The 25231-nt window shown below is 37.7% G+C and carries 21 protein-coding genes; 20 read left to right on the top strand and 1 reads right to left on the bottom strand.

The window, feature by feature from the left end:
• Window positions 1-17 precede the first annotated feature (17 nt).
• The 20 genes from sov (at window position 18) to tsaB (ending at window position 24333) form a co-directional block, all read left to right on the top strand.
• Window positions 18-7160, top strand: a complete 7143-nt coding sequence (gene sov, locus B5440_RS02275) for a T9SS outer membrane translocon Sov/SprA (RefSeq protein ID WP_449415952.1) — start codon at window positions 18-20, stop codon at window positions 7158-7160.
• 62 nt (window positions 7161-7222) lie between these two features.
• The gene (gcvH, locus tag B5440_RS02270; protein WP_070053865.1) at window positions 7223-7603 is read left to right on the top strand and encodes a glycine cleavage system protein GcvH; all 381 of its coding nucleotides are present in this window, start codon (window positions 7223-7225) and stop codon (window positions 7601-7603) included.
• Entirely contained in the window at window positions 7593-7997 is a 405-nt protein-coding gene (locus B5440_RS02265) for a VanZ family protein (protein WP_232755998.1), read from the top strand. Before gcvH ends, B5440_RS02265 begins: the two co-directional genes overlap by 11 nt.
• Window positions 7998-8041: 44 nt before the next feature.
• The gene (locus B5440_RS02260) at window positions 8042-8764 is read left to right on the top strand and encodes an energy transducer TonB (protein WP_070053864.1); all 723 of its coding nucleotides are present in this window, start codon (window positions 8042-8044) and stop codon (window positions 8762-8764) included.
• 122 nt (window positions 8765-8886) lie between these two features.
• Window positions 8887-11004 (top strand): gliding motility protein RemB, encoded by a 2118-nt coding sequence (locus B5440_RS02255; RefSeq protein WP_070053863.1) that lies wholly within the window; start codon window positions 8887-8889, stop codon window positions 11002-11004.
• A gap of 127 nt (window positions 11005-11131) precedes the next feature.
• Window positions 11132-12034 carry a heme o synthase gene (gene cyoE / locus B5440_RS02250; protein ID WP_070053862.1) on the top strand — a complete coding sequence of 301 codons (903 nt, stop codon included), beginning with the start codon at window positions 11132-11134 and terminating at the stop codon, window positions 12032-12034.
• Complete coding sequence (locus B5440_RS02245) at window positions 12025-12606, top strand: cytochrome c oxidase subunit 3 (RefSeq protein WP_070053861.1); 582 nt, start codon at window positions 12025-12027, stop codon at window positions 12604-12606. The genes cyoE and B5440_RS02245 overlap by 10 nt, the downstream gene beginning before the upstream one ends.
• A gap of 47 nt (window positions 12607-12653) precedes the next feature.
• The gene (locus B5440_RS02240; protein WP_070053860.1) at window positions 12654-13634 is read left to right on the top strand and encodes a cytochrome c oxidase subunit 3; all 981 of its coding nucleotides are present in this window, start codon (window positions 12654-12656) and stop codon (window positions 13632-13634) included.
• A gap of 18 nt (window positions 13635-13652) precedes the next feature.
• Complete coding sequence (locus B5440_RS02235; RefSeq protein WP_070053859.1) at window positions 13653-14015, top strand: cytochrome C oxidase subunit IV family protein; 363 nt, start codon at window positions 13653-13655, stop codon at window positions 14013-14015.
• Between the two features lie 86 nt (window positions 14016-14101).
• Complete coding sequence (locus B5440_RS02230) at window positions 14102-14746, top strand: hypothetical protein (RefSeq protein WP_070053858.1); 645 nt, start codon at window positions 14102-14104, stop codon at window positions 14744-14746.
• Between the two features lies 1 nt (window position 14747).
• Window positions 14748-15485 carry an SCO family protein gene (locus tag B5440_RS02225; RefSeq protein WP_070053857.1) on the top strand — a complete coding sequence of 246 codons (738 nt, stop codon included), beginning with the start codon at window positions 14748-14750 and terminating at the stop codon, window positions 15483-15485.
• Entirely contained in the window at window positions 15482-16021 is a 540-nt protein-coding gene (locus B5440_RS02220; protein ID WP_070053856.1) for a DUF420 domain-containing protein, read from the top strand. The genes B5440_RS02225 and B5440_RS02220 overlap by 4 nt, the downstream gene beginning before the upstream one ends.
• Before the next feature lie 197 nt (window positions 16022-16218).
• Window positions 16219-16452: a hypothetical protein gene (locus B5440_RS02215; RefSeq protein ID WP_070053855.1), complete on the top strand. Its 234-nt coding sequence runs from the start codon at window positions 16219-16221 to the stop codon at window positions 16450-16452.
• Between the two features lie 106 nt (window positions 16453-16558).
• Window positions 16559-17260: an ABC transporter ATP-binding protein gene (locus B5440_RS02210; protein ID WP_070053854.1), complete on the top strand. Its 702-nt coding sequence runs from the start codon at window positions 16559-16561 to the stop codon at window positions 17258-17260.
• Window positions 17253-18500 (top strand): ABC transporter permease, encoded by a 1248-nt coding sequence (locus tag B5440_RS02205; RefSeq protein WP_070053853.1) that lies wholly within the window; start codon window positions 17253-17255, stop codon window positions 18498-18500. The genes B5440_RS02210 and B5440_RS02205 overlap by 8 nt, the downstream gene beginning before the upstream one ends.
• A 1-nt stretch (window position 18501) precedes the next feature.
• Window positions 18502-19767 carry an ABC transporter permease gene (locus tag B5440_RS02200; protein WP_070053852.1) on the top strand — a complete coding sequence of 422 codons (1266 nt, stop codon included), beginning with the start codon at window positions 18502-18504 and terminating at the stop codon, window positions 19765-19767.
• Window positions 19768-19802: 35 nt separating this feature from the next.
• Window positions 19803-20921: an efflux RND transporter periplasmic adaptor subunit gene (locus B5440_RS02195; RefSeq protein ID WP_070053851.1), complete on the top strand. Its 1119-nt coding sequence runs from the start codon at window positions 19803-19805 to the stop codon at window positions 20919-20921.
• Between the two features lie 62 nt (window positions 20922-20983).
• Window positions 20984-22423 (top strand): TolC family protein, encoded by a 1440-nt coding sequence (locus B5440_RS02190; protein ID WP_070053850.1) that lies wholly within the window; start codon window positions 20984-20986, stop codon window positions 22421-22423.
• A 3-nt stretch (window positions 22424-22426) separates the two neighbouring features.
• On the top strand, window positions 22427-23659 hold the full coding sequence (locus tag B5440_RS02185) for an efflux RND transporter periplasmic adaptor subunit (protein WP_070053849.1): 1233 nt from the start codon (window positions 22427-22429) through the stop codon (window positions 23657-23659).
• Between the two features lie 14 nt (window positions 23660-23673).
• The gene (gene tsaB / locus B5440_RS02180) at window positions 23674-24333 is read left to right on the top strand and encodes a tRNA (adenosine(37)-N6)-threonylcarbamoyltransferase complex dimerization subunit type 1 TsaB (protein WP_070053848.1); all 660 of its coding nucleotides are present in this window, start codon (window positions 23674-23676) and stop codon (window positions 24331-24333) included.
• Here the strand turns inward: tsaB and B5440_RS02175 are convergent.
• Window positions 24330-25214 (bottom strand): mechanosensitive ion channel family protein, encoded by an 885-nt coding sequence (locus B5440_RS02175; RefSeq protein WP_070053847.1) that lies wholly within the window; start codon window positions 25212-25214, stop codon window positions 24330-24332. The two genes, tsaB and B5440_RS02175, sit on opposite strands and share 4 nt — an antisense overlap.
• Window positions 25215-25231 lie beyond the last annotated feature (17 nt).

Below are 25231 nucleotides of genomic sequence, written 5' to 3'. Positions count from 1 at the left end.
GGCACAATTATTTGAAGCTGTCAACTTCAGTTAGACTCAGCTTGTTGTTGTCATTGATAATTTCATTGAGTTCCACTGCGCAGGAAACCCCACAGGATACTACTGATACGGGGTATACTTTGGGTGAAATTGCCCTGCCAGATTCTCAGCTTATTTCTTCTTTCTATGAATACGATCCTATCCTGGACCGCTATATTTACCGCGAAAAATTAGGAGATTTAGACCTTTCTGTTCCATTAATTTTAACTCCGCAAGAATATGAAAATCTTGTTTTAGATGAAGAAATGCGGAATTATTTTAAGCGCAAGATTGATGCGCAAGCCGGTCGAAAAGAAGGTTCAGAGGAAATTCAGCGAGATCTACTGCCAGATTTTTACGTCAATAATAATTTTTTCGAGAGTGTTTTTGGAGGTTCAGAAATTAATATCGTTCCGCAGGGAACGGTAGAAATGGATCTGGGCTTACTGTATACAAAACAGGATAATCCGGCCTTCTCCCCACGAAACCGAAGTAATCTTACTTTTGATTTTGATCAGCGAATAAGCCTTAGTCTTTTAGGGCAAATTGGGGAGCGCCTGCAAATTACCGCCAATTATGATACACAGTCAACTTTCGATTTTCAGAATCAATTAAAGCTTGAATATACGCCTACTGAAGATGATATAGTTCGAAAAATTGAAGTGGGTAATGTGAATATGCCGCTTAACAATGCGTTAATGCAAGGAGCGCAAAGCTTATTCGGATTTAAAACTGAATTACAATTTGGGAAAACCCGAATTACCGGCGTGTTTTCTGAACAAAAATCAGAGCGTCGTACCGTAAATGTTGAAGGTGGTGCCGCGGTAGAAGATTTTGAAAAATTTGCGCTGGATTACGATCAGGATCGTCACTTTTTTCTTTCGCATTATTTTAGGGATCATTATGATGAGGCTCTTGAAGATTATCCGTTTATCAACGCAAATATTCAAATAAAAAGGGTTCAGGTTTGGGTGACCAATCGTACCAATAACGTACAGAATCTTACCGATACCCGTAATATAGTCGGGATTCAGGATCTGGGAGAAACAAATGAGTCCGGCAATATAGGTCTTGATAATATACCTGCCGGTTTTTTCAATCAGCCCGCCGGAAGTTTTCCTGATAACGCCAACAACGATTTTAATCCATTCGGAATAGATGATTCAGCTGAATCTGTTTTAACACCTGCTATTCGTGACGTGGCTACTGTAGATAATGGTTTTGGCGGTGTGCAGGTTTCTGAAGGTCTGGATTATGTGAAATTGGAGAATGCCCGCCAATTACAGCCTAATGAATACAGCTTAAATACACAATTAGGATATATCTCCTTAAATCAACGCTTAAGTAACGACGAAATTCTTGCGGTTGCTTTTCAATATACGGTAAACGGCGAAGTTTATCAGGTTGGAGAGTTTGCCAATGATGGTGTAAATGCTACGGGAGATAATATTGTTGGTCAGGATCCAATGGAGCCTAGCTCTAACCAGCGGGTAAACCGAAATCTGGTAGTTAAAATGCTTAAAAGCACCATTACCAATGTAGATGAGCCGGTTTGGGATTTAATGATGAAGAATATTTACAGTCTTGGAGCTTATCAATTGGAGCGTGAAGATTTCAGGTTGAATATTCTATATACAGATCCACAACCTCTAAATTATATAAAACCGGCTGGTGATGGTTCTGTTCCGCTTCCGGAAGATGTTAGCGATACGCCGCTGCTTCGTGTTTTTAATTTAGATAAACTGAATAATAATAATGATCCCATAAATGGCGGAGATGGTTTCTTTGATTATGTCCCCGGCCTAACTATAGATCCGCAAACCGGAAATATTATTTTTACTACGGTAGAACCCTTTGGGCAGCATTTATTTGATGAACTGGATAATTCTCCAAATACCGGGACAGAAGATTATGATAATCCTGAAACATGGAATGCCAACCAGCAGAAATATGTTTTCAGGTCTTTGTACCGCACCACGAAAACCCAGGCCGAACAGGAAGATGCCGATAAAAATAAATTTCAGTTAAAGGGAAGATATAAATCTGGAGAAGTTGAAGGAATTCCAATTGGTTTTAACCTGCCACCGGGCTCAGTTACCGTAACCGCTGGGGGAAGAGTCCTGCAGGAAGGTGTAGATTATGTGGTAAATTATGAACTTGGAAGAGTGCAGATTCTTGATGAAGCTTTGCTGGCTTCAGATATTCCAATCCAGGTTAATACTGAAAATAATGCCTTATTTGGGCAGCAAACCAAACGTTTTACCGGAATAAATGTAGAGCACCAGTTTAATGAAAACTTTTTAGTAGGTGCTACTTTTTTAAACCTGAAGGAACGCCCGCTTACTCAAAAGGCGAATTATAGTTACGAGCCTATAAATAACTCCATATTTGGATTTAACGTAAACTATTCTACCGAAGTTCCTTTGTTTACCAGGATGGTAAATAAACTGCCAAATATCGATACCGATGTGCCTTCTAATTTCTCTGTTACCGGGGAGTTTGCTTATTTGCAACCGGGAGCGCCGGCAATTAATGACTTTCAGGGAGAGGCTACTACTTATATAGATGATTTTGAAGCAGCGCAAACCACTATAGATATTAGTTCTCCGCTTAGTTGGGAGTTGAGTAGTGTGCCTTTAGGTTTTGGTGGTGAACTGGCCAATGGTGATAATAAGGTAGGGTACAAACGTGCAGGTTTATCCTGGTATACTATAGATCCAATATTTTATAGCAGTAACCGACCCGATGGAATTACAGATAATGATATTTCAAACTATGCTACAAGAAGAGTAGCACTTAGCGAGATATTTCCAAATACCGATGTAGTACAGGGCCAACCGCAGGTAGTTTATACGATGGATGTGGCTTATTTCCCTACAGAACGTGGTCCTTATAACTTTAATCCCATGGCAACTGAAGGTACTTTACCAAATCCCTCTCAAAATTTTGGAGGAATTATGCGCGGTATAAATACCACGAATTTTGAGCAAAGCAATGTGGAGTTTATAGAGTTTTGGGTGATGGATCCTTATATCTACTCCGAAAATAGTGGGAATTCAGCCGGAACTATCAATTTTAACTTGGGGAATATTTCTGAAGACGTGCTAAAAGATGGGCGTAAGCAGTTTGAAAATGGATTGCCACCCGGTGGCGGTACAGAGAATACTATAGAAACCGAGCTTGCTAAAGTTCCGGCAGATCAATCTTTAATTTATGCTTTTGATACTGAAGGGGAAGAACGTACCAATCAGGATGTAGGTTACGATGGGCTTTCAGATGCGCAAGAAGCTTTAAAATTCCCGGAATTCAGCAATTTTCCTGATCCTGCGGCCGATAATTATGAGTATTTTCTAAACACTACAGGAGATATTGTTACCCGTTATAGAAACTATAATGGCCCCGATGGAAATTCACCTCCGGAAGTTGGAGATACCAATAGGGGGAATACTACTTTACCCACTACAGAAGATGTGAATCGTGACAACACGATGAACACTATAGACAGTTATTTTGAATACGAAATACCTTTTTTCCCGGGTATGGGTATTGAAAACAACCAATATATAACCGATGAAAAGGAACTTGTTACAACACTTAGAAACGGAAACGAACTCCCGGTACGTTGGCTTCAGTTCAAAATTCCTATTTACGAACCCACAGATGCAAAGGGCGGTATAGCAGATTATAGGTCTATACGCTTTATGAGAATGTTTCTTAGCGGTTTTCAGGAAAAAACATTATTGCGGTTCGGGACTATGGAGTTGGTTAGAGGAGATTACCGAAGATATAACCGCGGTTTAAGAGACAGGAATATACTTCCTGAAAATCAGAACACACTTTTCGAAGTTTCAGCGGTAAATATTGAGGAAAATGAAAATCGGGAGCCGGTGCCTTATGTGTTGCCTCCAGGGGTAATTAGGGAAGAGCTTTTCGAAAATAACACTAATATCAGGCAAAATGAACAATCCCTTTCGCTTAGGGTTTGTGATTTAGAACCGCAAGATGCCAGGGCGGTTTACAAGAATTTTCAGTTAGATATGCGGCAGTATAAGAAACTGGAAATGTTTTTACACGCTGAATCTCTACCGAATAGAACTCCGTTAAAAGACGGCCAGTTGGTTGCTTTTATTAGAATGGGAACCGATTTCACCGATAATTACTATCAAATTGAAGTGCCTTTAAGTCCTACCGCTTTTGGCGCAATGACTGCTGAAGAAATTTGGCCGGCAGGAAATAGAATGGAATTACCATTAGATTTATTGCAACGCGTAAAGACCAGTGTGTTAGGCGATCCAGCCTTAAATGCAGGAGAATTGAATTTCTTTACCGAGAATTTAGATTTAGTAGATGAAGAAGAATCCTATGAAATGGATCAACTGCGCCTGGGAATTAAGGGTAATCCAAGTTTTGGAAATGTTAGAGTGCTAATGCTCGGTTTAAAAAATGGAACTCCAACCAACGGTGTCCAGGATTTATGTGGAGAAGTTTGGTTTAACGAACTAAGACTTTCAGACCTTGATAATGAGGGTGGTTGGGCAACCATAATTAATATGGATACCAACCTGGCCGATTTTGCTACCGTAGCCGCTACCGGTAGAAAAAGTACGGTAGGATTTGGAACTATAGAACAGGGGCCAAATCAGCGAAGCAGGGAAAATTCCCAGCAATACGACGTAGTTACTAATATTAATGCCGGCCAGTTACTTCCGGAAAAATGGGGCGTAAAAATTCCTTTTAATTATAGTAGGGGAGAAGAATTAATTACTCCAAAATACGATCAGGAATTTTTAGATTTAGAATTAGAAACGCGACTTGCAGATATTGTTGATCCTGCCGAAAGAGAGCAGATAAAAAGACAGTCTCAGTCTTATACCAAGCGACAAAGCGTAAATGTAATTGGTTTGCGTAAAGAACGTACCGGCGAAGCAAAGCCTATGCCTTACGATATTGAGAATTTTGCTTTTACCACTTCTTACAACCAGGTTGATCATCGGGATTTTGAAATTGAAGAATCTCTGAATCAAAATGTGCGGGCTGGAGCTACTTATGAGTTTAATTTTGAGCCTAAGCAAGTAGAGCCTTTTAAGAATATTTCAGCTTTAGATAGTAGCGATTATTATTCGCTGGTTAGAGATTTTAATGTGAACTTATTACCGTCTAATATAAATGCGAGTTCTACTATTCTGAGACAATACAATGAGCAGAAATTTAGATCGCTGGAACTTTCAGATGAAGATTTAGGGATTCCTACCCTTTACCAGCGAAACTATTTATTCAATTGGGAATATGGTATAAATTATAATCTTACAAATTCGCTAAGCTTTGCTTTTAACGCTTCAAATAATCGAATTGTTAGAAACTATATAGATGAAGAAGGTTTTGCCGATAACTCTATTGGAGTTTGGGATAATTTCTTCAGTATTGGTACTCCAGATTTGCATTACCAGAATTTACAGGTAAATTATGATCTTCCTTTTGATAAAATCCCAGTGTTGGATTTTATAAATGCAACTTATTCTTATACTGGCGATTTCCAATGGCAACGTGGTTCTAGGATCTACGAAAACCTGGAAGGGATTCCCGATATTGGAAATAGCGTACAGAATTCTAGCTCTCACCAGATAAATGCTAATCTTGATATGGAAGCGTTATATTCTTATTTGGGGCTGGAAAAGAAAGATGGTAGAGGCGGTCAAACTATAAAACAACGTAGTGCAGGTGTGCCCACGCTAGATGGAACACCTCAAGATGAGCAGCGAACACAGGATGCTGAAGTGGTTGAAAAAACCAGTAAAAGCTATAATACTTTTGTAGATTTTGTAACTATTTTGAGTAGGTTGCAAATAAACTACCGGCAAAATGAAGGAACTTTCCTGCCCGGTTACACCCCAAGTGTAGGTTTTATGGGAACTTTGCAACCAAGTACAAGCTTTACTTTTGGCTGGCAGGACGAGGTGAGGTACCAGGCTGCCAGGAGAGGTTGGTTAACTTTATTTCAAAATTTCAATCAGCAATATTCTACTTTAAAAAACGAGCAATTAGATTTACAGGCTTCCCTGGATATTATTCCAGATCTCACGGTAGACATAAGTGCTAATAGAAATTATTCAGAGAATTATTCAGAAAATTATAGGGTAAACCCAACTACCCTGGAGTATATTCCATTGACTCCATATAACTACGGAAACTTCAACATTTCTACTATTCTTATCAAAACAGCCTTTAATCAATCTAACGAGCAATCTTCAGCAACTTTTGAAAGCTTCAGGGAGAATCGTTTAGAAATAGCTCAAAGATTAGCCCGGGAGCGTGGTTTAGATCCTAATGATGTAGATGAAGACGGTTACCCGGTGGGAATAGGGAAAACAAACCAGGCTGTCTTGCTTCCGGCATTTGTTTCGGCCTACGCAGGTAAAGATCCAGAGGATATAAAGTTAGGAGCGTTTAGAGATATGCCTTTGCCTAACTGGAATATGAAATATACCGGGTTAATGCGTATTGGTTGGTTTAGAGATAAATTTAGAAGGTTTTCTATAAACCACGGATATCAATCTAACTATACCATCAACCAGTTTCAAACAAACCTGGATTACGATGCCGATAACGAATTTGATACTAACCAGGCTGGAGATTTTAAAAACCCTATCCTGTATTCCAATATTGTTTTAACCGAATTATTTACTCCGTTATTCCGTTTAGACCTGGAAACTAAGAATGCTATTCAATTATTGGCAGAGGTAAGAAAAGACCGAATGCTTTCCCTGAGTTTTGATAATAATTTATTGACTGAAACTACAGGAAATGAATACATAGTTGGTGCCGGGTATAGAATTAAAGATCTAAAAATTGCCACTGGTCTTGGTGGGAGAAATAGAATTTTAAGTAGCGATCTTAATTTTAAAGCTGATGTTTCTTTTAGAAGAAATAAAAGTATCATCAGGTATTTAGATTTAGAAACCAGCCAGGTGATTGCCGGGCAGGATATTTGGCGTCTAAATTTCACGACAGATTATGCCATTTCCAGTAATTTAACGGCCATATTCTACTACGAACATAACTTCTCTGAATATGCTGTTTCTACTGCTTTTCCGCAAACAACAATAAGATCTGGAATAACCCTTAGATATAATTTCGGAAATTAATTGAGCCTTGTTTGAAGTATTGCTTTAAAAAATTAACTTTGCTCTAATATAAAATAGAACTAATGAATATTCCACAAGAATTAAAGTACACTAAAGACCACGAATGGATTAGGGTAGAAGGTGATACAGTAACCATCGGTATTACAGATTTCGCTCAAAGCGAATTGGGAGATATCGTTTATGTAGAGGTAGAAACTCTGGATGAAACCCTAGATAAAGAAGAGGTTTTTGGTACTGTAGAAGCTGTAAAAACTGTTTCAGACCTTTATTTGCCAATATCAGGAGAGATAATTGAGTTTAATGAGAGCCTTGAAGACGAACCGGAAAAGGTGAATTCAGATCCTTACGGAGAAGGTTGGATGATTAAAGTGAAATTTTCTGATGAATCTCAGTTAGAAGAGCTTTTAAGTGCAGATGCCTATAAAGAAATTCTTGGTAGCTAGAATAGCCTTATTTGTAGCTGCTTTTTATACTATTTTACTTACGGTTTCCTCTTTAGTGAAACTTGGTAAGATTAGCGTTGGAAGCTTTAGTCCTACAGATAAACTTTTACATCTTGGAGCTTATTTTGGGTTGTTGGTATTGTGGAAGGTATATTTTATGTTGAAAAATAAGCCTAAAAGTACTTATAAAAACAATCTGTTTAAAATAGCGGGCCTCGCAGTGCTGTTTGGTATGTTAATTGAGGTTTTGCAAGGTGTGCTCACCAGTTATCGCGAGCCAGATTGGTTCGATATCCTGGCTAATACCGCTGGAATTTTACTTGCTGTTGTTATCTTTCTTTTCTTTGAAAAGAGTCTAAAAAGGTTAAATAGTAAGATTAATTTAATTTTTTAGAAAAAATATTTAATTTAGCAATCCTTATTAATCAATAACCTATTATGGAACCAAAGAAAAATCCAAAAGCCGATTTAAAGAGAAAGAGCGTGCTGTTTCTCCAGTTGGGGCTTGTCCTGGTCCTGTTAATTACCTGGCGTGCTATTGAATGGAAGACTTATGACAAGGAAGCCATTGATACCGGTCAGTTAAATATGGACGATCTAGACGATGAAGAAATCCCAATTACAGAGATGCAGAATACGCCTCCACCGCCACCACCTCCGCCTCCGGCACCAGAGGTTATTGAAGTTGTAGAGGATGAGGAAGAGGTAGAAGAAGACGAAATTGAGTCTACTGAAACAAATCTTGATGAGATTGTAGAAGTAGAGGAAGTTGTTGAGGCGCCTACAGAAGAAGAGGTGGAAGATGTACCTTTTGCTGTTATTGAAGATGTGCCAATTTTCCCAGGTTGCGAAAACCTAAGCAACAACGAAGAGCGTAAACAATGTATGAGCCAAAAGATCAGTCAGTTTGTAAACCGTAACTTTGATACCGATCTTGGTGCAGAGCTTGGTCTTTCTGGTGTAAACAGGGTAATCGTTCAGTTTAAAATTGATGAAAAAGGAAATATTACCAATGTAATGTCTCGTGCTCCTCACCCAAGGTTGGAGCAAGAAGCAGCAAGGGTAATTAATAAATTGCCTAAAATGCAACCAGGTAAACAAAGAGGTAAAGCAGTAGGAGTTATGTACTCTTTACCAATTGTATTCCAGGTACAGGACTAATAAAAGTTCTTATATAGATTTTAAATCCCGGGCTCGTCCCGGGATTTTTTATTTTTAGCTGGTTTACTCTATTCAAAAAATGTATATTTCCAAGGTGTAACCAATCTTTCCCTAATTTTAATATGAAGAGCTACCTGTTTCTTCTGGTTTTATTATTCAGTATTAATTTAAAATCTCAGGCTCAGGGTTATACCCAACGCTTTCCCGAGTTTCCCCAGTGTGTAAACGTAGATTTCGAAAATAAATCGGTGTGTTTTAAAAACACCTTAAGGGAGTTTATTCTTGATAATTACAAGGTTCCTTCTGAAGTTATTAGAGAGGATTACCGGGGAAAAATTACTGTGATTTTTGAAGTTGATGAAAATGGTGATTTCGCAATTATTTATACAGATGCAGCATATATTGAGCTGAAAGAAGAAATGCAACGGGTTTTTGATCTTCTTCCTCAAATTAACCCAGCCACCTATAACGCCAGGCCTATTTTTGTTCAATTTAAAATGCCGGTAAAAATTCCGTTATCATTAAATACGGAGCAACTAGAGCAAACTTCCAGGAGTAATTATAAAGCGGAGCCTGAGATTATTGAATTGGAAAAAGAAAGTGATTTAATCAATGAATATGATGAGATTCAATCGGGAGAATTTACACGGCCTCGCTACGAAAGCCAGATAAATATTCCGCTTTCCCACGAGTATTATAGCCGCTTTTATGCTGAATTCAATAAAATAGGGGTGAATACACACGCGGCTTCAAAACCTTTACTTTTTTCTGAAGTTTCAAAATATTACGATTTTAAGGCTGAAGAAAATAAAATGCTTAAGGATGTGAATTCCTGGTTTGGGCGTAAATTGCTAAACGAACACCTGGTTCAATATGAAACCGAAGATTACTGGTTTACGCTGGATTTTGCTTTAGATCTTCAGTTAGGTAAGGATTTTCAGCAAACAGAATTCGACTTTACTTATAACAATACCCGGGCGCTAATTTTTCAGGGTGGTTTAGGGAAAAATTTCAATTTCTATACGGTAGCCTACGAAAATCAGGGCAGGTTTGCCGATTATTATAACCGCTTTGCAGAGTCTTTAAGGCCAGATGGTGGTGATCCGGCAATAATCCCGGGAAGAGGAATTGCAAAACCATTTATGGATGAGGGGTATGATTATCCTGTGGCCGAAGGTTATTTGTCTTATACGCCAAATAAATTCTTCAACCTGCAATTTGGTCACGGTAAAAACTTTATTGGAGATGGCTACCGCTCGCTTTTAATGAGTGATAATGCTTCCCCGTATCCTTATTTTAAACTCAACACCACGTTTTGGAAATTAAAATATACCAATACCTGGATGTCTTTGCGTGATGTGAGACCGGCAGTTACAGAAAATGGATCCTTTAGAACAAAATATATGGCCAACCATTATTTAAGTTATAATGTTACCAAAAGACTTAATATTGGTTTATTTGAATCTGTAGTTTGGGAAAATGATAATAATCGTGGTTTCGATTTAAATTATTTGAATCCGATTATATTTTACCGGGCCATAGAATTTTCTACCGGGGCCCGAGGCGGAAATGCAATAATCGGTCTTACTTCAAAATATAAGTTTTCAGATGAAATTAATGTTTATGGTCAAATGATTATAGATGAATTCTCCACCTCTGATGTATTTGGAGGAAATCAAAGCTGGAAAAACAAACTTGGGTATCAATTAGGAGTAAAATATTTTGATGCTTTTAAAATTCCCGGGTTATTTCTACAGGCAGAATATAACCAGGTGCGGCCTTATACTTATTCCCATAATACGGGAGTTTTAAATTATGGGCATAATAATCAGTCTATGGCTCACTTATGGGGTTCTAATTTTAGAGAAATTCTTGCTATTGCTCGTTATAAAAAAGACAGGTGGTATGGAAATGCCAAGGTGATTTACGGCAAAAGAGGTTTCGATTATAATATGGCAACCAATCAGGCTGCTTATGGAGGAGATATTTATACCAGTGAGCGTCAGCGACCTTTTGATACGGGTGTAGAAATAGGCCAGGGAAATACTACTAATTCTTTATTTTCCAGTATTGAGGCCGGCTATATTGTGAACCCGGCAACCAACCTTAAATTATATGGAAGTTTTATTTATCGCTCTTTCGATCCAGATATAAAAACTGCCCAAACTTTTGAGAATACTACAAGCTGGTTAAATTTTGGAATTAGGACCGATATTTTTAACTGGTATTATGATTACTAAACATTCCATTTCTTCAATTTTTTTCTGAATATTATATCAAATCGCTAAGTGCTGAAAATTAACATTTTTGCCCCCTTGCCAAAACCCAATTAAGGAGTATCTTTGCGCCAATTGAAAAAACCTATTTTTGAGCAGCACCGGTGTACATACTTCCTCGGCTTCTATCCTAACAGACTTTAAAGAAATTACCAAGGTTCGGCTTGCTGTAAGCGTGGTTTTTTCATCTATTGCAGGTTATTTTTTAGGCGCCGATAACATAGATTTTGTTACTGTCTTTTTATTAGCTATTGGCGGGTATTTTATGGTTGGTGCCTCAAATGCATACAATCAGGTTATAGAACGTAATTTGGATGCGCTTATGGATCGCACCAAGAACCGGCCGATTCCCGATGGAAGAATGTCGGTAAGTACCGCGTTTTTAATTGCCAGTGTTTTTACAATTTCAGGACTTATAGTACTATATATTATTAACCCTAAAACCGCGATGTTTGGGGCTATTAGTATTTTTATATATGTAAGTGTATATACTCCGCTAAAGACTAAAACTCCGTTATCGGTATTTGTGGGTGCTATTCCGGGAGCAATTCCTTTTATGTTGGGTTGGGTAGCGGCCACCGGAGATTTTAGTATAGAACCCGGCACTTTATTTATGATCCAATTCTTCTGGCAGTTCCCGCATTTTTGGGCTATTGGCTGGTGGTTATATGACGATTATAAAAAAGGTGGGTTCTTTATGTTGCCTACCGGAAAACGGGATAGGGGAACTGCAATACAAATTATTCTTTATTCTGTTTGGACTGTTTTAGTATCATTAATTCCGGTGTTTGGGGTAACAGGGAAACTCTATCTAACTCCTGTTGCTGGTGCAATTATTCTTTTGCTGGGTCTGGGAATGCTTTATTATGCATTTAAATTGTATAAAGAAAAAACTGCCCAAGCAGCTAAAAAATTAATGTTTGCGAGCGTATCTTATATTACGCTGCTACAAATAGTATATGTTTTAGATAAATTTATAAGACAATGGATTTAACTCAGGGTGCTGAAAAGCACAAATACGACCGGGCTAAAAAGATGATGCTCTGGTTTGGAATAATTAGCATGATAATGACCTTTGGTGGTTTAACCAGTGCTTATGTTGTGAGCAAAACAAGGCCAGACTGGCTAACGGAATTCGAGCTGCCAAGTGCCTTTTTTTGGAGTACGCTTGTTATAGTCTTGAGTAGTGTCACTTTTATTCTTGCGAAACAAAGTATTTTGTCTGGAAATCGCAGAAATGCTTCAGCCATGTTAATTGGCACATTAGTACTTGCAGTATTGTTTGTGGTCTTTCAATTTAATGGTTTTACTGAAATTATTGCTAACGGATATTACTTTACCGGAAGCGAAAGTAGTATTACTACTTCTTTTATTTATGTGTTGGTTTTAGTGCATATGGTGCACCTACTGGCAGGTATAATCACGCTTTTAGTAGTAATTTATAACCATTTTAAACAACGTTATAAAAAAGGTCAAATGCTTGGTATTGAGCTAGGTGCGACTTTTTGGCATTTTGTTGATCTTATGTGGATATACCTGTTTGTGTTTTTATATTTCTTTAGATAATAAAATTGCGTATTTTTGCGCAATACTTAAAATTTAAATACTCTTCTATGGAAGCTACTGTTGTTAGAACAGGCACCGAAGGTAAAACCTGGGGTGGTGGAAATGAACCTTTAAAGGCCAGTTATGGCAAATTGATGATGTGGTTTTTTATCACTTCCGATGCTCTTACCTTCTCTGGTTTTCTTGCAGCTTATGGGTTCTCCCGCTTTAAATTTATAGACTCCTGGCCAATTGCCGACGAAGTTTTTAATCACTTCCCATTTTTACACGGTGTGGATGCACCAATGTATTATGTGGCTTTAATGACGTTTATTCTTATCTTTTCTTCTGTAACCATGGTATTGGCAGTAGATGCCGGTCACCAGTTAAAGAAAGGAAAGGTTACTTTTTATATGTTTCTTACCATAATTGGAGGGATTATTTTCCTTGGTTCTCAAGCCTGGGAATGGAAAAATTTCATCAATGGTACTTATGGCGCTGTTTATACCGAAGGTGGTAACATTTTACAATTTATTGATGGCGATGGTCACAGAGTGGCTCTTTCAGATATCGCTGTTCCAGAAGCTTCAGTTAGAGTAGAACATGAAGCCAGAAATGGAATTTGGTTTGAAAGTGAAAGATCTTTACCATCTTATTCTATAGAAGAAGTAAAAGCAGGTTTTGGCGAAAACTCAGACCTCTTAATAAGAACTCAAATGGTAAACGAAGAGGGTGAAAAAACCATTCTTTCTCGCGAAGAGTCCGTTGCTAAATTAAATAGTGAAGCTGTTGGCGTGATAGAAGGTGCTAATCTTACCCGTAACGAATATGGCCCGCCATTGTTTGCCGATTTCTTTTTCTTTATTACCGGTTTTCACGGTTTCCACGTTTTTTCAGGGGTACTCATCAATATCATTATCTTCTTTAATGTGATTCTGGGAACTTACGAGCGTAGAGGTAATTATGAAATGGTAGAAAAAGTTGGTCTTTACTGGCACTTTGTAGATTTAGTTTGGGTATTTGTTTTTACATTCTTTTACCTGGTTTAATTTCAGAAATAAATAAAAATGGCACACGATACAGCACATCATCACGAATCTAATACAAAGAGGATCTGGACGGTTTTTGTAATCCTTTCCGTTATAACATTAGTTGAAGTTATTTTAGGGATTATAAAGCCCGATTTTCTAACAGAAACTTCTTTTTTAAGTATGTCGCTCCTTAACTGGATCTTCATCATACTAACAATTTACAAAGCTTATTATATCGCCTGGGCGTTTATGCACCTGGAGGGAGAAACTAAAGGCTTACGACGTGCAATAGTTTGGACGTCAATTTTCTTGATTAGTTACCTTATTTTTATTCTTCTAACCGAGGGTGGTTATATCTACGAGGTTTATAAAACTAACCACGTTGCCTGGGATTTTTAAGTAAAGGCTTTAAAAGTTAAAAATGTATAGAAAGGCGGTTTTGTTAAACCGTCTTTTTATTTTTGCACCACTTTTATATACAGGATATGAAAAAGTTTTTTGTGCTTTTAGTGCTCTTTGCACTGCCTATTATCGCTTATATGTTTTTTGCTTCAGGGCAAAATAATTTCGCCAAATTACCTGTTTTAACCGAAAATGTTAACGATGTTTCTGAGTTTGAAGACCTTGATGGGAATTCAATTAGCTTAGAGGATAAAATTAGCATTGTATCTTTTTTTGGTGAAAATCTCGATGATCTAAAAGGCAACACCTTTAATCTTGATCAAAAAATACTTGAGAAATATTACGAATTCAATGATTTTCAGTTTGTAGTAGTGCTTCCCAACGAAGCCCGCGAGGAGGCCAAAAAATTTAAAGATGAGTTTAGTGGTATTTCTGAAACCGAAAAATGGAAATTCATTTTTGGTGCTCCTACAGAGATAAAAGAAACCTTTAAAAGCTTTGATACACCGCATAATTTGGAAGGTACTTATACTCCCTATGTTTTTATTGTGGATAAAGATCTTAATTTAAGAGGTAGGGATGATGATGAAGATTTTGGAAAAGTTTATGGCTATGATTCTCGCTCCGTAGCAGAATTGAGCGATAAAATGAATGATGACGTAAAAGTAATTCTTGCCGAATACCGGTTAGCTTTAAAAAAGAATAACGCCGAAAGAAAAAATAATTAAAATGAAAAGAAAATATTCTTACATTGGTCTCTCTCTAATTATCCTTGTCTTTGGAATTATTTTTATTCCCAAAATTGTGAAAACCATTACGAGTGATGAGGTGGTGAAAGCTGATAGGTTGAATGTTAAAGGCGCAGAAAAGAGATCTAATACCAATAAGAAACTTGCTTATATAGAAATTAATGGGAGAAAGAAAAAGGCTCCAGATTTTCAATTGGTAAATCAGGATGGGGATACCATTTCTAATAAAGATTACCTGGGGAAAGTATATGTGGCCGAATTCTTTTTTACTACCTGTCCTACAATTTGCCCAATAATGAATCAGAATCTCGTAGAGGTTCAGGAAGAATTTCAGGATAAAGAAGATTTTGGAATAGTTTCATTTTCTATAGATCCAAAACATGACACGCCAGAGGTTTTAAAATCTTATGCCGAAAATTATGGAATAGATCATCCTAACTGGAATTTATTAACCGGTGAAAAAGATTCTATTTACGGCCTGGCCAATGGAGGCTTCAATATTTATGCGGGAGAAGATAGCGATGTTCCCGGTGGTTTTGCACACCAGGGCTTGTTCGCGCTTGTAGATAAAGAAGGTTATATTAGGTCTCGTCTGGATAGGTTTGGTAACCCAATAATATACTACCGCGGTTCGGTAGAGAGAAACAAATCGGTAGTGGAAGGTGAGGAAGAACCACAAATTGATATTTTAATTGAAGATATTAAAAAATTACTGTGAAAAGAACATTGACAAAAACCGATAAAGTTGCGGTGCCCGTAATTATCGCGCTATCTGTATTGGTGCCTATCATAGTGCTAATTTTAATGTATTTGCCTGAGCGCTATAATATTTTTGGTACTCAAACCGGGACTTTCCCGTTTTTTCACGCGGTTTTAAATGGCTCAACGGCCATTTTATTGATGCTTGGTTATTTCTTTATGAGTATTCGGGAATATAAATTGCACCGAAATACTATGATTATTGCTTTTGGGCTTTCAGCTATATTTTTAGTGAGTTATGTGATCTCAAAAATCAGTAATGATCCTGTGCCTTATGGCGGGGAAGGTATTTTGCGACCTGTTTATTTCTTTATCCTTATAACTCATATTGTGCTTTCGGCCATTATTGTGCCTTTAGTTCTTTTCACTATGTATCGCGGTTTGACCGGGGAATATAAAAAGCACGCAAAAATTGCCCGCTGGACGTTTCCTATTTGGTTATACGTGGCGATTACCGGGGTTTTGGTCTATATTTTTATGTGGCCATATTATTAAAAATAATTGCTTCTGAAAAAATCAAGTCTTAACACCTCTAATTGAAGCTTGAACGAAAACAACTTAGTAGCAAGCTCACAAAACATTATTATTGGAAAATATAGCTTGATTTCTAGGCATCCCGATTTTTCGGGACGGAGCATTTAATCTCAATTATCTAGTAAAATTTCTTAACTTTGCATTCAGAAATTATCACTATGAAAATCAGGTTTTTATTTCTTATTTCCCTCTTACTTTTGCTTCCTGAAATAGCAGAAGCACAATGCTCAATGTGTCGGGCAGTTCTGGAAAGTGATACCGATCAAAGCGCTGCAAAAGGTATCAATGATGGGATTCTTTACCTTATGGCTTTTCCTTATCTCCTGGTTGGTGGGTTAGGTTACTTTATCTATCGTTCACGTAAAAAAGCCAAAAAATCTGGCGAAGCTTAAACAACTTCAAAATATTTTCTTAATTATACTGTAACTTTTTCTCTTTCGCAGAGTCTTATGGGTGACGCTTTTCAATAAAAAGTTAGCAACCTGTAATTTCACTGCGATGATAGAAATTAAAGATCTTCATAAATCCTATAAAATGGGTAGTAACTCACTGCACGTTTTAAAAGGAATTAATTTTAGCGTAGCCGAAGGAGAACTCGTTTCTATTATGGGGTCTTCAGGATCGGGGAAATCTACCCTTTTAAACATTCTTGGGATGCTTGATGAAGCAGATTCAGGTTCTTATACCCTGGATGGCGTTCCTATTAAAAATCTAAATGAAAAAATTGCCGCTCGTTACCGTAATAAGTTTTTGGGCTTCATTTTTCAGTCTTTCAACCTTATTTCTTATAAAAATGCTTTGGATAATGTAGCGCTTCCGCTTTATTACCAGGGGATTAAACGTGGCGAACGTGTAGATAAAGCTATGGCTTACCTGGAAAAAGTTGGTCTTGCCGACTGGGCAGGACATTTGCCAAATGAACTTTCCGGAGGGCAGAAACAAAGAGTTGCAATTGCAAGAGCGCTAGCCAGCGATCCAAAAGTACTTTTAGCCGATGAACCTACCGGAGCATTAGATTCAAAAACATCTTATGAAGTGATGAATCTAATTCAGGAGATCAATGATGAAGGCCGAACAATACTTGTAGTAACTCACGAACCCGATATTGCTGCAATGACAAAGAGAATCGTCAATTTAAAAGACGGTAAGATAATTCAGGATACTAAGGTTAATCAAGTAAGAGCGCTGGAAAATGTTTGATTTAGAGCGTTGGGAAGAGATCTTTGATACGATTCGTAAAAATAAATTACGAACCTTTTTAACCGGGCTTTCGGTAGCTTCAGGGATCTTTATTTTGGTAGTTCTCCTGGGAATTGGTGAAGGTATGCGTAATGGAATTTCACAGGAGTTTGAAAGGGATGCCGCCAATATTATTTATGTTTATACCGGTGTGACTTCTAAAGAATACAAAGGTTTAAACCCGGGTAGGAGAATTCAAATGAAGAATGAAGATTTTGACTACACCGCCTTAAAACACCAGGACGACTTAGAATTTAGATCTTCTATTTTTAGAATTTGGAATGGGATAGTAAACTATGGTAAAGAATCTGGCTCGTATCGCGTGGAAGGTGTTTATCCCGATTATCAGTTTCTTGAAAATAGCGGGATGATAGAAGGCCGATTTGTAAATTATAAAGATCATGACAATTTTGAAAAAGTTGTGGTGGTAGGGAATAAAGTTCGAAACGACCTTTTTAAAGATAGTAAAGACCCAATAGGAAAATACGTTCAAATTTCCGGAATAAATTTTAAAGTAATTGGAGTTTATACCGATCCGGGAGGCGAACGAGAAGAAAGTAAGGTTTTTATGCCTATTTCTACCGCTCAACGTGTTTTTGGCGGCGGTAACAATATTGCCAATATGGCTTTCACCTTAGAACCCGAAGACAATTTTCAAGCGGCTCTCGCTGCTTCTAATCGGTTTACCGCAGATGTTGAAACGCAACTTAAAGAAACACATACTATAGCTCCAGATGATGAAAGTGCGGTAAGCATAAATAATTCCCTGGAAAATGCGAAGCGCTTCTACGATCTTATGGATATGATAAAATTCTTCTTTTGGGGTGTTGGTATTTGTACCATTATCGCCGGGGTTGTGGGAGTAAGTAATATTATGCTCATTATCGTAAAAGAAAGAACTCGAGAAATTGGAATTCGGAAAGCCCTGGGGGCAGAGCCGCTTTCTATAGTTGGAATGGTATTGCACGAATCTATTTTTGTAACTGCAATAGCCGGGTTTATTGGCTTAATTGCCAGTTTACTGTTGTTGGAATTCGTGGGGCCACTTATAGAAACCCAGTATATTGCTAATCCTGCAGTTAATTTTAATGTAGCGCTTACCACCGTTTTTATTTTGGTTCTTGCCGGTGCTATTGCCGGATTTTTTCCTGCCTGGAGGGCTGCGAGAATTAAACCTATTGTAGCATTAAGAGACGAATAATATGTTTAGCAGGGATAAATGGAGCGAAATAATTGAAGCACTAAGTTCTAACTGGTTTAGAACTTTACTAACTGCTTTTGGGGTAATGTGGGGAATCTTTATCCTTGTAATTCTACTTGCTGCCGGAAAAGGGCTTGAGAATGGCGTAAAAAAAGGTTTTGGAGGTATTGCTACCAATACCATGTTTATGTGGACTCAAACTCCTTCTAAACCATATAAAGGCTTGCCTAAAGGCCGAAATTATAATTTTAAAACAGGAGATGTTGAAGCGCTTAGAGAAAATGTGCCGGGACTTCGATTTATTTCTCCAAGAAACCAATTAGGAGGTTTCGGCGGAAATAATAATGTGGTGCGGGGCCTTCAAACCGGTGCTTTCAATGTATATGGTGATTATCCCGAGATCATTCAGCAGGAACCTATGGATGTTACTGCCGGAAGGTTTATCAATTATCTCGATATCGAAGAAAAGCGTAAAGTTGCGATAATTGGAGAAGGGGTGAGACGCGAACTTTATGAAAAGGATGAGGAGGTTTTGGGAACTTATCTCAAAATTAACGGTGTCAATTTTATGGTAATAGGCACCTATAAGAAAAAAGGCGGTGGCGGCGGAAACGCAGAAGAAGCTCAAAAAGAAATCTATGTACCATTTACTGCATTTTCCCAGGCTTTTAATATGGGCGATACCGTAGGTTGGATGGCGATTACCGCTCACGATGAAAATTCTATCACCAGTTTAAAATCTCGCATTCTGGATCTTATAAAAAGCAGGCATTCCATTCATCCGGAAGATGACAGGGCTGTGGGAAATTTTGATTTATATGAAGAATTCAACAAAATAAACGGGTTGTTCGTGGCACTAAAAGCAGTCGCCTATTTTGTAGGTATCCTGGTATTGCTTTCGGGAATTATTGGGATTAGTAATATTATGCTAATCGTAGTAAAAGAAAGAACAAACGAGATTGGGGTAAGACGTGCTCTTGGGGCTACGCCCTGGTCTATTAGGGGGCAAATTTTAATGGAATCTATTTTCCTGACTATTATCTCGGGAATGGCCGGAATTATTTTCGCCACGGGAATAATTGCAGCAGTAAATTATGCTTTAAGCGGAATGGATACTTCAGAAATGATGTTTGCTAACCCAAGTGTAGATTTGGGTGTAGTGCTTACCGCACTGGCAATTTTAGTATGCTCAGGTTTATTGGCGGGGCTTATACCTGCGCAGAATGCAATTAAAATAAAGCCTGTAGATGCCCTTAGAACCGAATAAAAAGAAAAAGTAAAGAAGACAAATACAATCAAAAAATGAAAAAAACAGTTACCATCTCAATTTTAGTATTGATCGCCTTGGTTTTTGTAGGCGCGTTATACTATTTGTTTCAAAAAAACCAGGAGGATCCTACGGTTTATGAAACCGAACAGGCTTCAGTAGAAACCATCGTCAAAAAGACTGTGGCGACGGGAAATATTGTTCCGAAGGAGGAAGTGCTTATTAAGCCTAATATTTCCGGAATTATAGACGAAATATATATTGAAGCCGGCGAGAAAGTGAAGGCTGGAGATCTTATTGCGAAAATACGGGTAATCCCAAATGTAAATTCATTACAAAGTGCGAAAGACGCCGTAGCTACTGCTAAGATCAATTTAGATAATGAGAAAAAAACATTTGAAAGACAAAAATCTTTGTTCGAAAAAGGAGTGATCTCTCAAAACGATTTTGATAATGCTGAAGCCAATTACAAAAGGATGCAGCAAAACTTCCGCTCTGCAGAGCAGAATTTTGAAATTGTGCAAACAGGAACCACTAGTGGTATTGGCAGTGCTGCCAATACGCTTATTCGCTCTACAGTAGACGGGATGGTGCTTGATGTTCCCGTTAAGGTAGGAAACCAGGTGATTGAAAGTAATAACTTTAATGATGGTACTACTTTAGCGACTCTTGCCGATGTGAACGAAATGATTTTTGAAGGAAAAGTTGATGAAAGTGAAGTTGGGAAAATTAAAGAAGATTTACCGCTGGAAGTAACGGTTGGCGCTATAGAGAATAAAACTTTTAATGCAGTTTTAGATTATATCGCTCCAAAAGGTGTAGATGAAAATGGAGCGATTCAGTTTGAGATTAAAGGAACCTTAGATAAGGCAGATACAACTTTTATTCGTGCCGGTTTAAGCGCGAATGCCTCTATTATTTTAGATAGGGCAGATGAGGTGCTGGCAATTAAAGAAGCTTTAGTGCAGTTTGACCCTAAAACTCAGGAGCCATTTGTGGAAGTTGAAACCGGGGATCAGCAGTTTGAAAGAAGGGATTTGGAATTAGGAATTAGCGATGGAATTCAGGTTGAAGTGAAAAATGGTATTTCTAAAGACGATAAAATTAAGGTTTGGAACAAAGTACAACCTAGTCCGGAATTCGCCGGCCAATAGATTTTTATTTCAAAATGTAACAAGTTTAGAATTTCACAGACTCATCAACTACAATTCCGATTATGAAAAAATACAGCTTACTAACCATATTTTTATTTTCTGCTTTATTCGTAAATGCCCAGGAAAATAATGCCTGGACACTTCAGGAATGTGTGAACTACGCATTAGAAAACAATATTTCAGTAAAACAAAGCGAGCTCGATGTAGAACTTGCCGAGTTGGGAAAAAGAGACGCTATTGGTAATTTCTTACCAAATGTAAATGCATCGGCCACGAACTCCTGGAATACCGGTCTTACCCAAAACGTAACTACCGGGGTGCTGCAAACACAAACCACCCGAAACTTTTCCGCAGGTGTTACCGCAAGTCTTAATCTTTTTGACGGACTTAGAAACTTTAAACAGTTGCAACGCGCAAAAATATCAAAACTTGCTAGCCAGTATGCTCTGGATAGAATGAAGGATGATATCACTCTTTTTGTAGCTGATTCTTATTTGCAAGTGCTTTTTAATAAGCAAAACCTGGAAATTCTTAAGATGCAAAATGAAGTTACCAGAGAGCAAATGGAGAGAACAGAAGAATTGGTAGAAGCGGGTTCTTTGCCGCAAGGGGACCTTCTGGAAATTCAAGCTACCTATGCTGATGAAAAACAGCGAATAATTGTTGCTCAAAACAATATTAGAATTTCTCTTATTAGCCTGGCGCAAACCCTGCTTATAAAAGATTACGAGAATTTTGATATTGTAGAAAGAGGTTATGATATTTTTGGTACAGAAATTTTAGATAATCCGGTAGAAGATATTGTTGCACAAGCAAGAGAAGAGAGATCTGAAATCAAAATTGCAGAAGCTAACAAGCAAATTGCCGAAAAAGACGTGGAAATAGCTAAAGGAGCTTATTACCCAAGCGTAGGAGCTTTCTTTAATTATAATACCAGGGAGTCTGGACAGGGAAGAGTTGTTGGTGCAGAGCCAGATCCTAACGATCCAACCCGTGAAATTGGAGTGGTAGAAAGTACAGGAGATATTGTAGTTGCTCCTAATGTCTTAACCACTATTGGAAGTCCATTGCCGTTTTTTGAACAATTACAGCGTAATGATGGGGTAACTTATGGAGTACAGGTTAGCGTTCCAATCTTTAACGGTTTAGCTACCAGGAACCAGGTGAGAAGAAGTCAGGTGAATGCCAGAAGAGCCGAGTACGAATTGGAGCAGGCAGAGTTAGATCTTGAGGCAAATGTTTATCAGGCTTATGTAGATGCTGAAGGAGCTTTTGAAGCTTATGAAGCTGCCCTGGTTGCCGCAAATGCACAAGAGCAGGCTTTTGAATATGCTACGCAACGTTTTGACGTGGGAATTTCTAATGCTTTTGAATTTAGCCAGGCAAAATTACGATACGAAAACGCACAAAGCGAAGTGCTAAGAACCAAATACGATTACATTTTTAAATTAAAAGTACTTGAATTATATTTTGGAGTACCGGTTACCGATCTTAAATTTTAAATTATGAAGAAAAAGACTCTATTTATAATTATTGGAATTGCTCTTGCGCTTATTCTTTTTCTTATTGTAGGTAAAAAAGCCGGTTGGTTTGGAAAAACCGGTAATTTTAAAGAAGTAGAAATCACCAAAATTGAACCTATAGATATTGTAGAAACTGTTTCGGCTACCGGGAAAATTCAGCCAGAGATTGAAGTTAAACTATCTTCAGAAGTTTCAGGAGAAATAATTGAACTACCTGTGGTAGAAGGCCAGGCTGTAGAAAAAGGTGATTTATTGGTTAGGGTAAATCCAGATATTTATCAATCTAACGTGAATAGAGCACAGGCCGGTTTAGAAACTTCAAGGGCAAATTATGCACAGGCTCAGGCAAGTTTAAAGCAAGCTGAAGCGAATTATAACCGAAACAAAAGTCTTTTTGAAAAAGGAGTGATTTCTAAAGCTGAATGGGATAGGGTTGTTTCAGAATATGAAGTAGCGCAGGCCAATAAGGAATCGGCTTATTACAATATGCAAAGTACTTCGGCTACGGTAAAGGAAGCTCAGGATAATTTAGGACGTACCAATATTTACGCGCCTATGAGCGGTACAATTTCAAAATTAGATGCCGAACTGGGGGAAAGGGTTGTTGGAACCCAGCAAATGGCCGGTACCGAAATTCTTAGGGTGGCTAATCTTACCAATATGGAAGTGGAAGTAGATGTGAATGAAAATGATATTGTAAAGGTTCAGGTTGGAGATTCTACCATTGTTGAGGTTGATGCTTACTTAGGGAAAGAATTTAAAGGAATTGTTACCGAAATTTCAAACTCGGCTGATGCTGCGCTTACCACAGATCAGGTGACTAACTTTAAGGTGAAAGTTCGTATTTTAGAGGAATCATACAAAGATCTATTAGAAGGGAAAGCAGATAATTATTCTCCATTTAGACCTGGTATGACCGCTACGGTAGATATCATCACAAACAGAAAAGATAACATAATTGGGGTTCCTATTAGTGCGATAGTGATTAAAGATGATACCACAGCAACTGAAAGTGCCGATCAAAAATACGAAGCTGTTTTTCTAAAGGAAGGAGAGAAAGCTGAGCTTAGAAAAGTTTCTACCGGAATTCAGGATGATAGCAATATTGAAATTACTGAAGGTTTAGCCGAAGGGGAAACCGTGATCACAGGACCATATAATACCGTAACTAAAAGCCTGAAAGAAGGTGATGACGTTGAGGTAATTAATAAATAAAAAAACTACAGGATTTGGCATTAATACTTTGCTTAGAAACCGCTACCACAAATTGCTCTGTTGCACTTTCAAAAGATGGTGCTCTCTTAGCATTAAAGGAAGATAAGAGCAATAATTATTCGCACGCCGAAAAGTTGCACGTTTTTATAGATGAAATTCTAAAAGAAAACAACTTAGGGGTGGGAGATCTTGATGCTATTGCGGTAAGTAAAGGCCCTGGATCTTATACAGGATTAAGAATTGGAGTATCTACCGCAAAAGGGCTATGTTTTTCACTGAATATTCCTTTAATATCTATAGCCACGCTGGCCTCTTTAGCCGCGCAGGTTGAATTGAAAAAGGGATTTATTATTCCGATGTTGGATGCACGTAGAATGGAAGTTTATTCTAGCGTTTTTGATGAAAACCTGAAGGAAATAAGAGAAACTAAAGCAGAAGTTTTGGATGAAAATTCTTTTACCGATTATCTTGAAAAGGATAAAACAGTATTTATAGGAAATGGAGTGGAAAAATTTAAGGCTATTTGTACACATTCCAACGCTGACTTTAATTTAGATAAGTTACCATCTGCAAAAGAAATGTGCAGTTTAGCAGAAGCCAAATACAAAATAAGCGACACCGAAGATGTCGCTTATTTTGAACCTTATTATTTAAAAGATTTTATTGCCGGTTAATCGGCGAGGTTAGCCCCGTTGTTTTTCGATCTCTTTTCAATCGTTCCATTCATCTTTGTTTGGTCATAAAGATAAACATCACGTTGAGGATAAGGAATTGTCATTCCGGCTTCTTCCAGTCTTATTTTTCCTTCTTCAATCATAAACCAGTGTAGATCCCAGAATTTACTGTTTTCAGCAAAATATCTCACTGAAAAGTTAACCGAATCGGCTCCAAGTTCAGAAACAATAATTTGCGGTGCCGGGTCTTTTAGCACATCTTCCTGCTCTTCCACAAGGTTTCTAAGTACTTCCTTAGCCTTTTTCAGATCGTCATCATAAGAGATCCCGAAGCTTAAGTTTTCTTTTCTTGTTCCATTAAAGCTGTAATTTATAATATTATCATTACTCAATTCTCCATTTGGAATTACAGCACGCTGATTTCCGAAGGTGTCTAATTTTGTATAGAATAAGGAGATCTCTACCACACTACCCGAAACGCCTTGAACTTCTATCCAATCTCCAACCTTAAAAGGTTTTAATATGATTAGGATAACACCACCGGCCAAATTAGAGAGTGATCCTTGCATAGCAAGACCAATAGCTAAACCTGCAGCACCAATTGCGGCTACCAGGGAAGCGCTCTGTACACCAAGTTGCGTTATAAAAAGAACAAATAATATTATTTTAAGTCCCCACTTTAGAGCATTTAGTGTGAAAATTTCTAAGGTTTTATCGTAATCTTTCTTTTGGAATATTTTTTCTACATATTTTACAATCAAACCAATTACCCAAAGGCCAATTATTAGAAGTGCCAGTGATCCAATTAAAGTTGGTAGGTAATCAATAAATTTTTCAGCGTATTCTTTTGCGATATCGCCCCAATCGTTTAGTTTATCCATAATTTAATTTGTTTGAG

This window comes from Salegentibacter salarius (assembly GCF_900168265.1).
GTDB lineage: Bacteria > Bacteroidota > Bacteroidia > Flavobacteriales > Flavobacteriaceae > Salegentibacter > Salegentibacter salarius.
The sequence above is the reverse complement of the archived record's forward strand: the minus strand, read 5'-3'. Positions and strand labels throughout refer to the sequence as shown.

What these genes read in the sequence shown, in the direction of transcription:
- B5440_RS02175 (WP_070053847.1), bottom strand. Translation starts at nt 25,214, where the DNA reads ATGGATAAACTAAACGATTGGGGCGATATCGCAAAAGAATACGCTGAA.
- B5440_RS02235 (WP_070053859.1), top strand. Translation starts at nt 13,653, where the DNA reads ATGGCACACGATACAGCACATCATCACGAATCTAATACAAAGAGGATC.
- B5440_RS02215 (WP_070053855.1), top strand. Translation starts at nt 16,219, where the DNA reads ATGAAAATCAGGTTTTTATTTCTTATTTCCCTCTTACTTTTGCTTCCT.
- B5440_RS02185 (WP_070053849.1), top strand. Translation starts at nt 22,427, where the DNA reads ATGAAGAAAAAGACTCTATTTATAATTATTGGAATTGCTCTTGCGCTT.
- B5440_RS02225 (WP_070053857.1), top strand. Translation starts at nt 14,748, where the DNA reads ATGAAAAGAAAATATTCTTACATTGGTCTCTCTCTAATTATCCTTGTC.
- B5440_RS02190 (WP_070053850.1), top strand. Translation starts at nt 20,984, where the DNA reads ATGAAAAAATACAGCTTACTAACCATATTTTTATTTTCTGCTTTATTC.
- B5440_RS02200 (WP_070053852.1), top strand. Translation starts at nt 18,502, where the DNA reads ATGTTTAGCAGGGATAAATGGAGCGAAATAATTGAAGCACTAAGTTCT.
- B5440_RS02210 (WP_070053854.1), top strand. Translation starts at nt 16,559, where the DNA reads ATGATAGAAATTAAAGATCTTCATAAATCCTATAAAATGGGTAGTAAC.
- B5440_RS02195 (WP_070053851.1), top strand. Translation starts at nt 19,803, where the DNA reads ATGAAAAAAACAGTTACCATCTCAATTTTAGTATTGATCGCCTTGGTT.
- B5440_RS02240 (WP_070053860.1), top strand. Translation starts at nt 12,654, where the DNA reads ATGGAAGCTACTGTTGTTAGAACAGGCACCGAAGGTAAAACCTGGGGT.
- B5440_RS02230 (WP_070053858.1), top strand. Translation starts at nt 14,102, where the DNA reads ATGAAAAAGTTTTTTGTGCTTTTAGTGCTCTTTGCACTGCCTATTATC.
- B5440_RS02245 (WP_070053861.1), top strand. Translation starts at nt 12,025, where the DNA reads ATGGATTTAACTCAGGGTGCTGAAAAGCACAAATACGACCGGGCTAAA.
- B5440_RS02255 (WP_070053863.1), top strand. Translation starts at nt 8,887, where the DNA reads ATGAAGAGCTACCTGTTTCTTCTGGTTTTATTATTCAGTATTAATTTA.
- B5440_RS02260 (WP_070053864.1), top strand. Translation starts at nt 8,042, where the DNA reads ATGGAACCAAAGAAAAATCCAAAAGCCGATTTAAAGAGAAAGAGCGTG.
- gcvH (WP_070053865.1), top strand. Translation starts at nt 7,223, where the DNA reads ATGAATATTCCACAAGAATTAAAGTACACTAAAGACCACGAATGGATT.
- B5440_RS02205 (WP_070053853.1), top strand. Translation starts at nt 17,253, where the DNA reads ATGTTTGATTTAGAGCGTTGGGAAGAGATCTTTGATACGATTCGTAAA.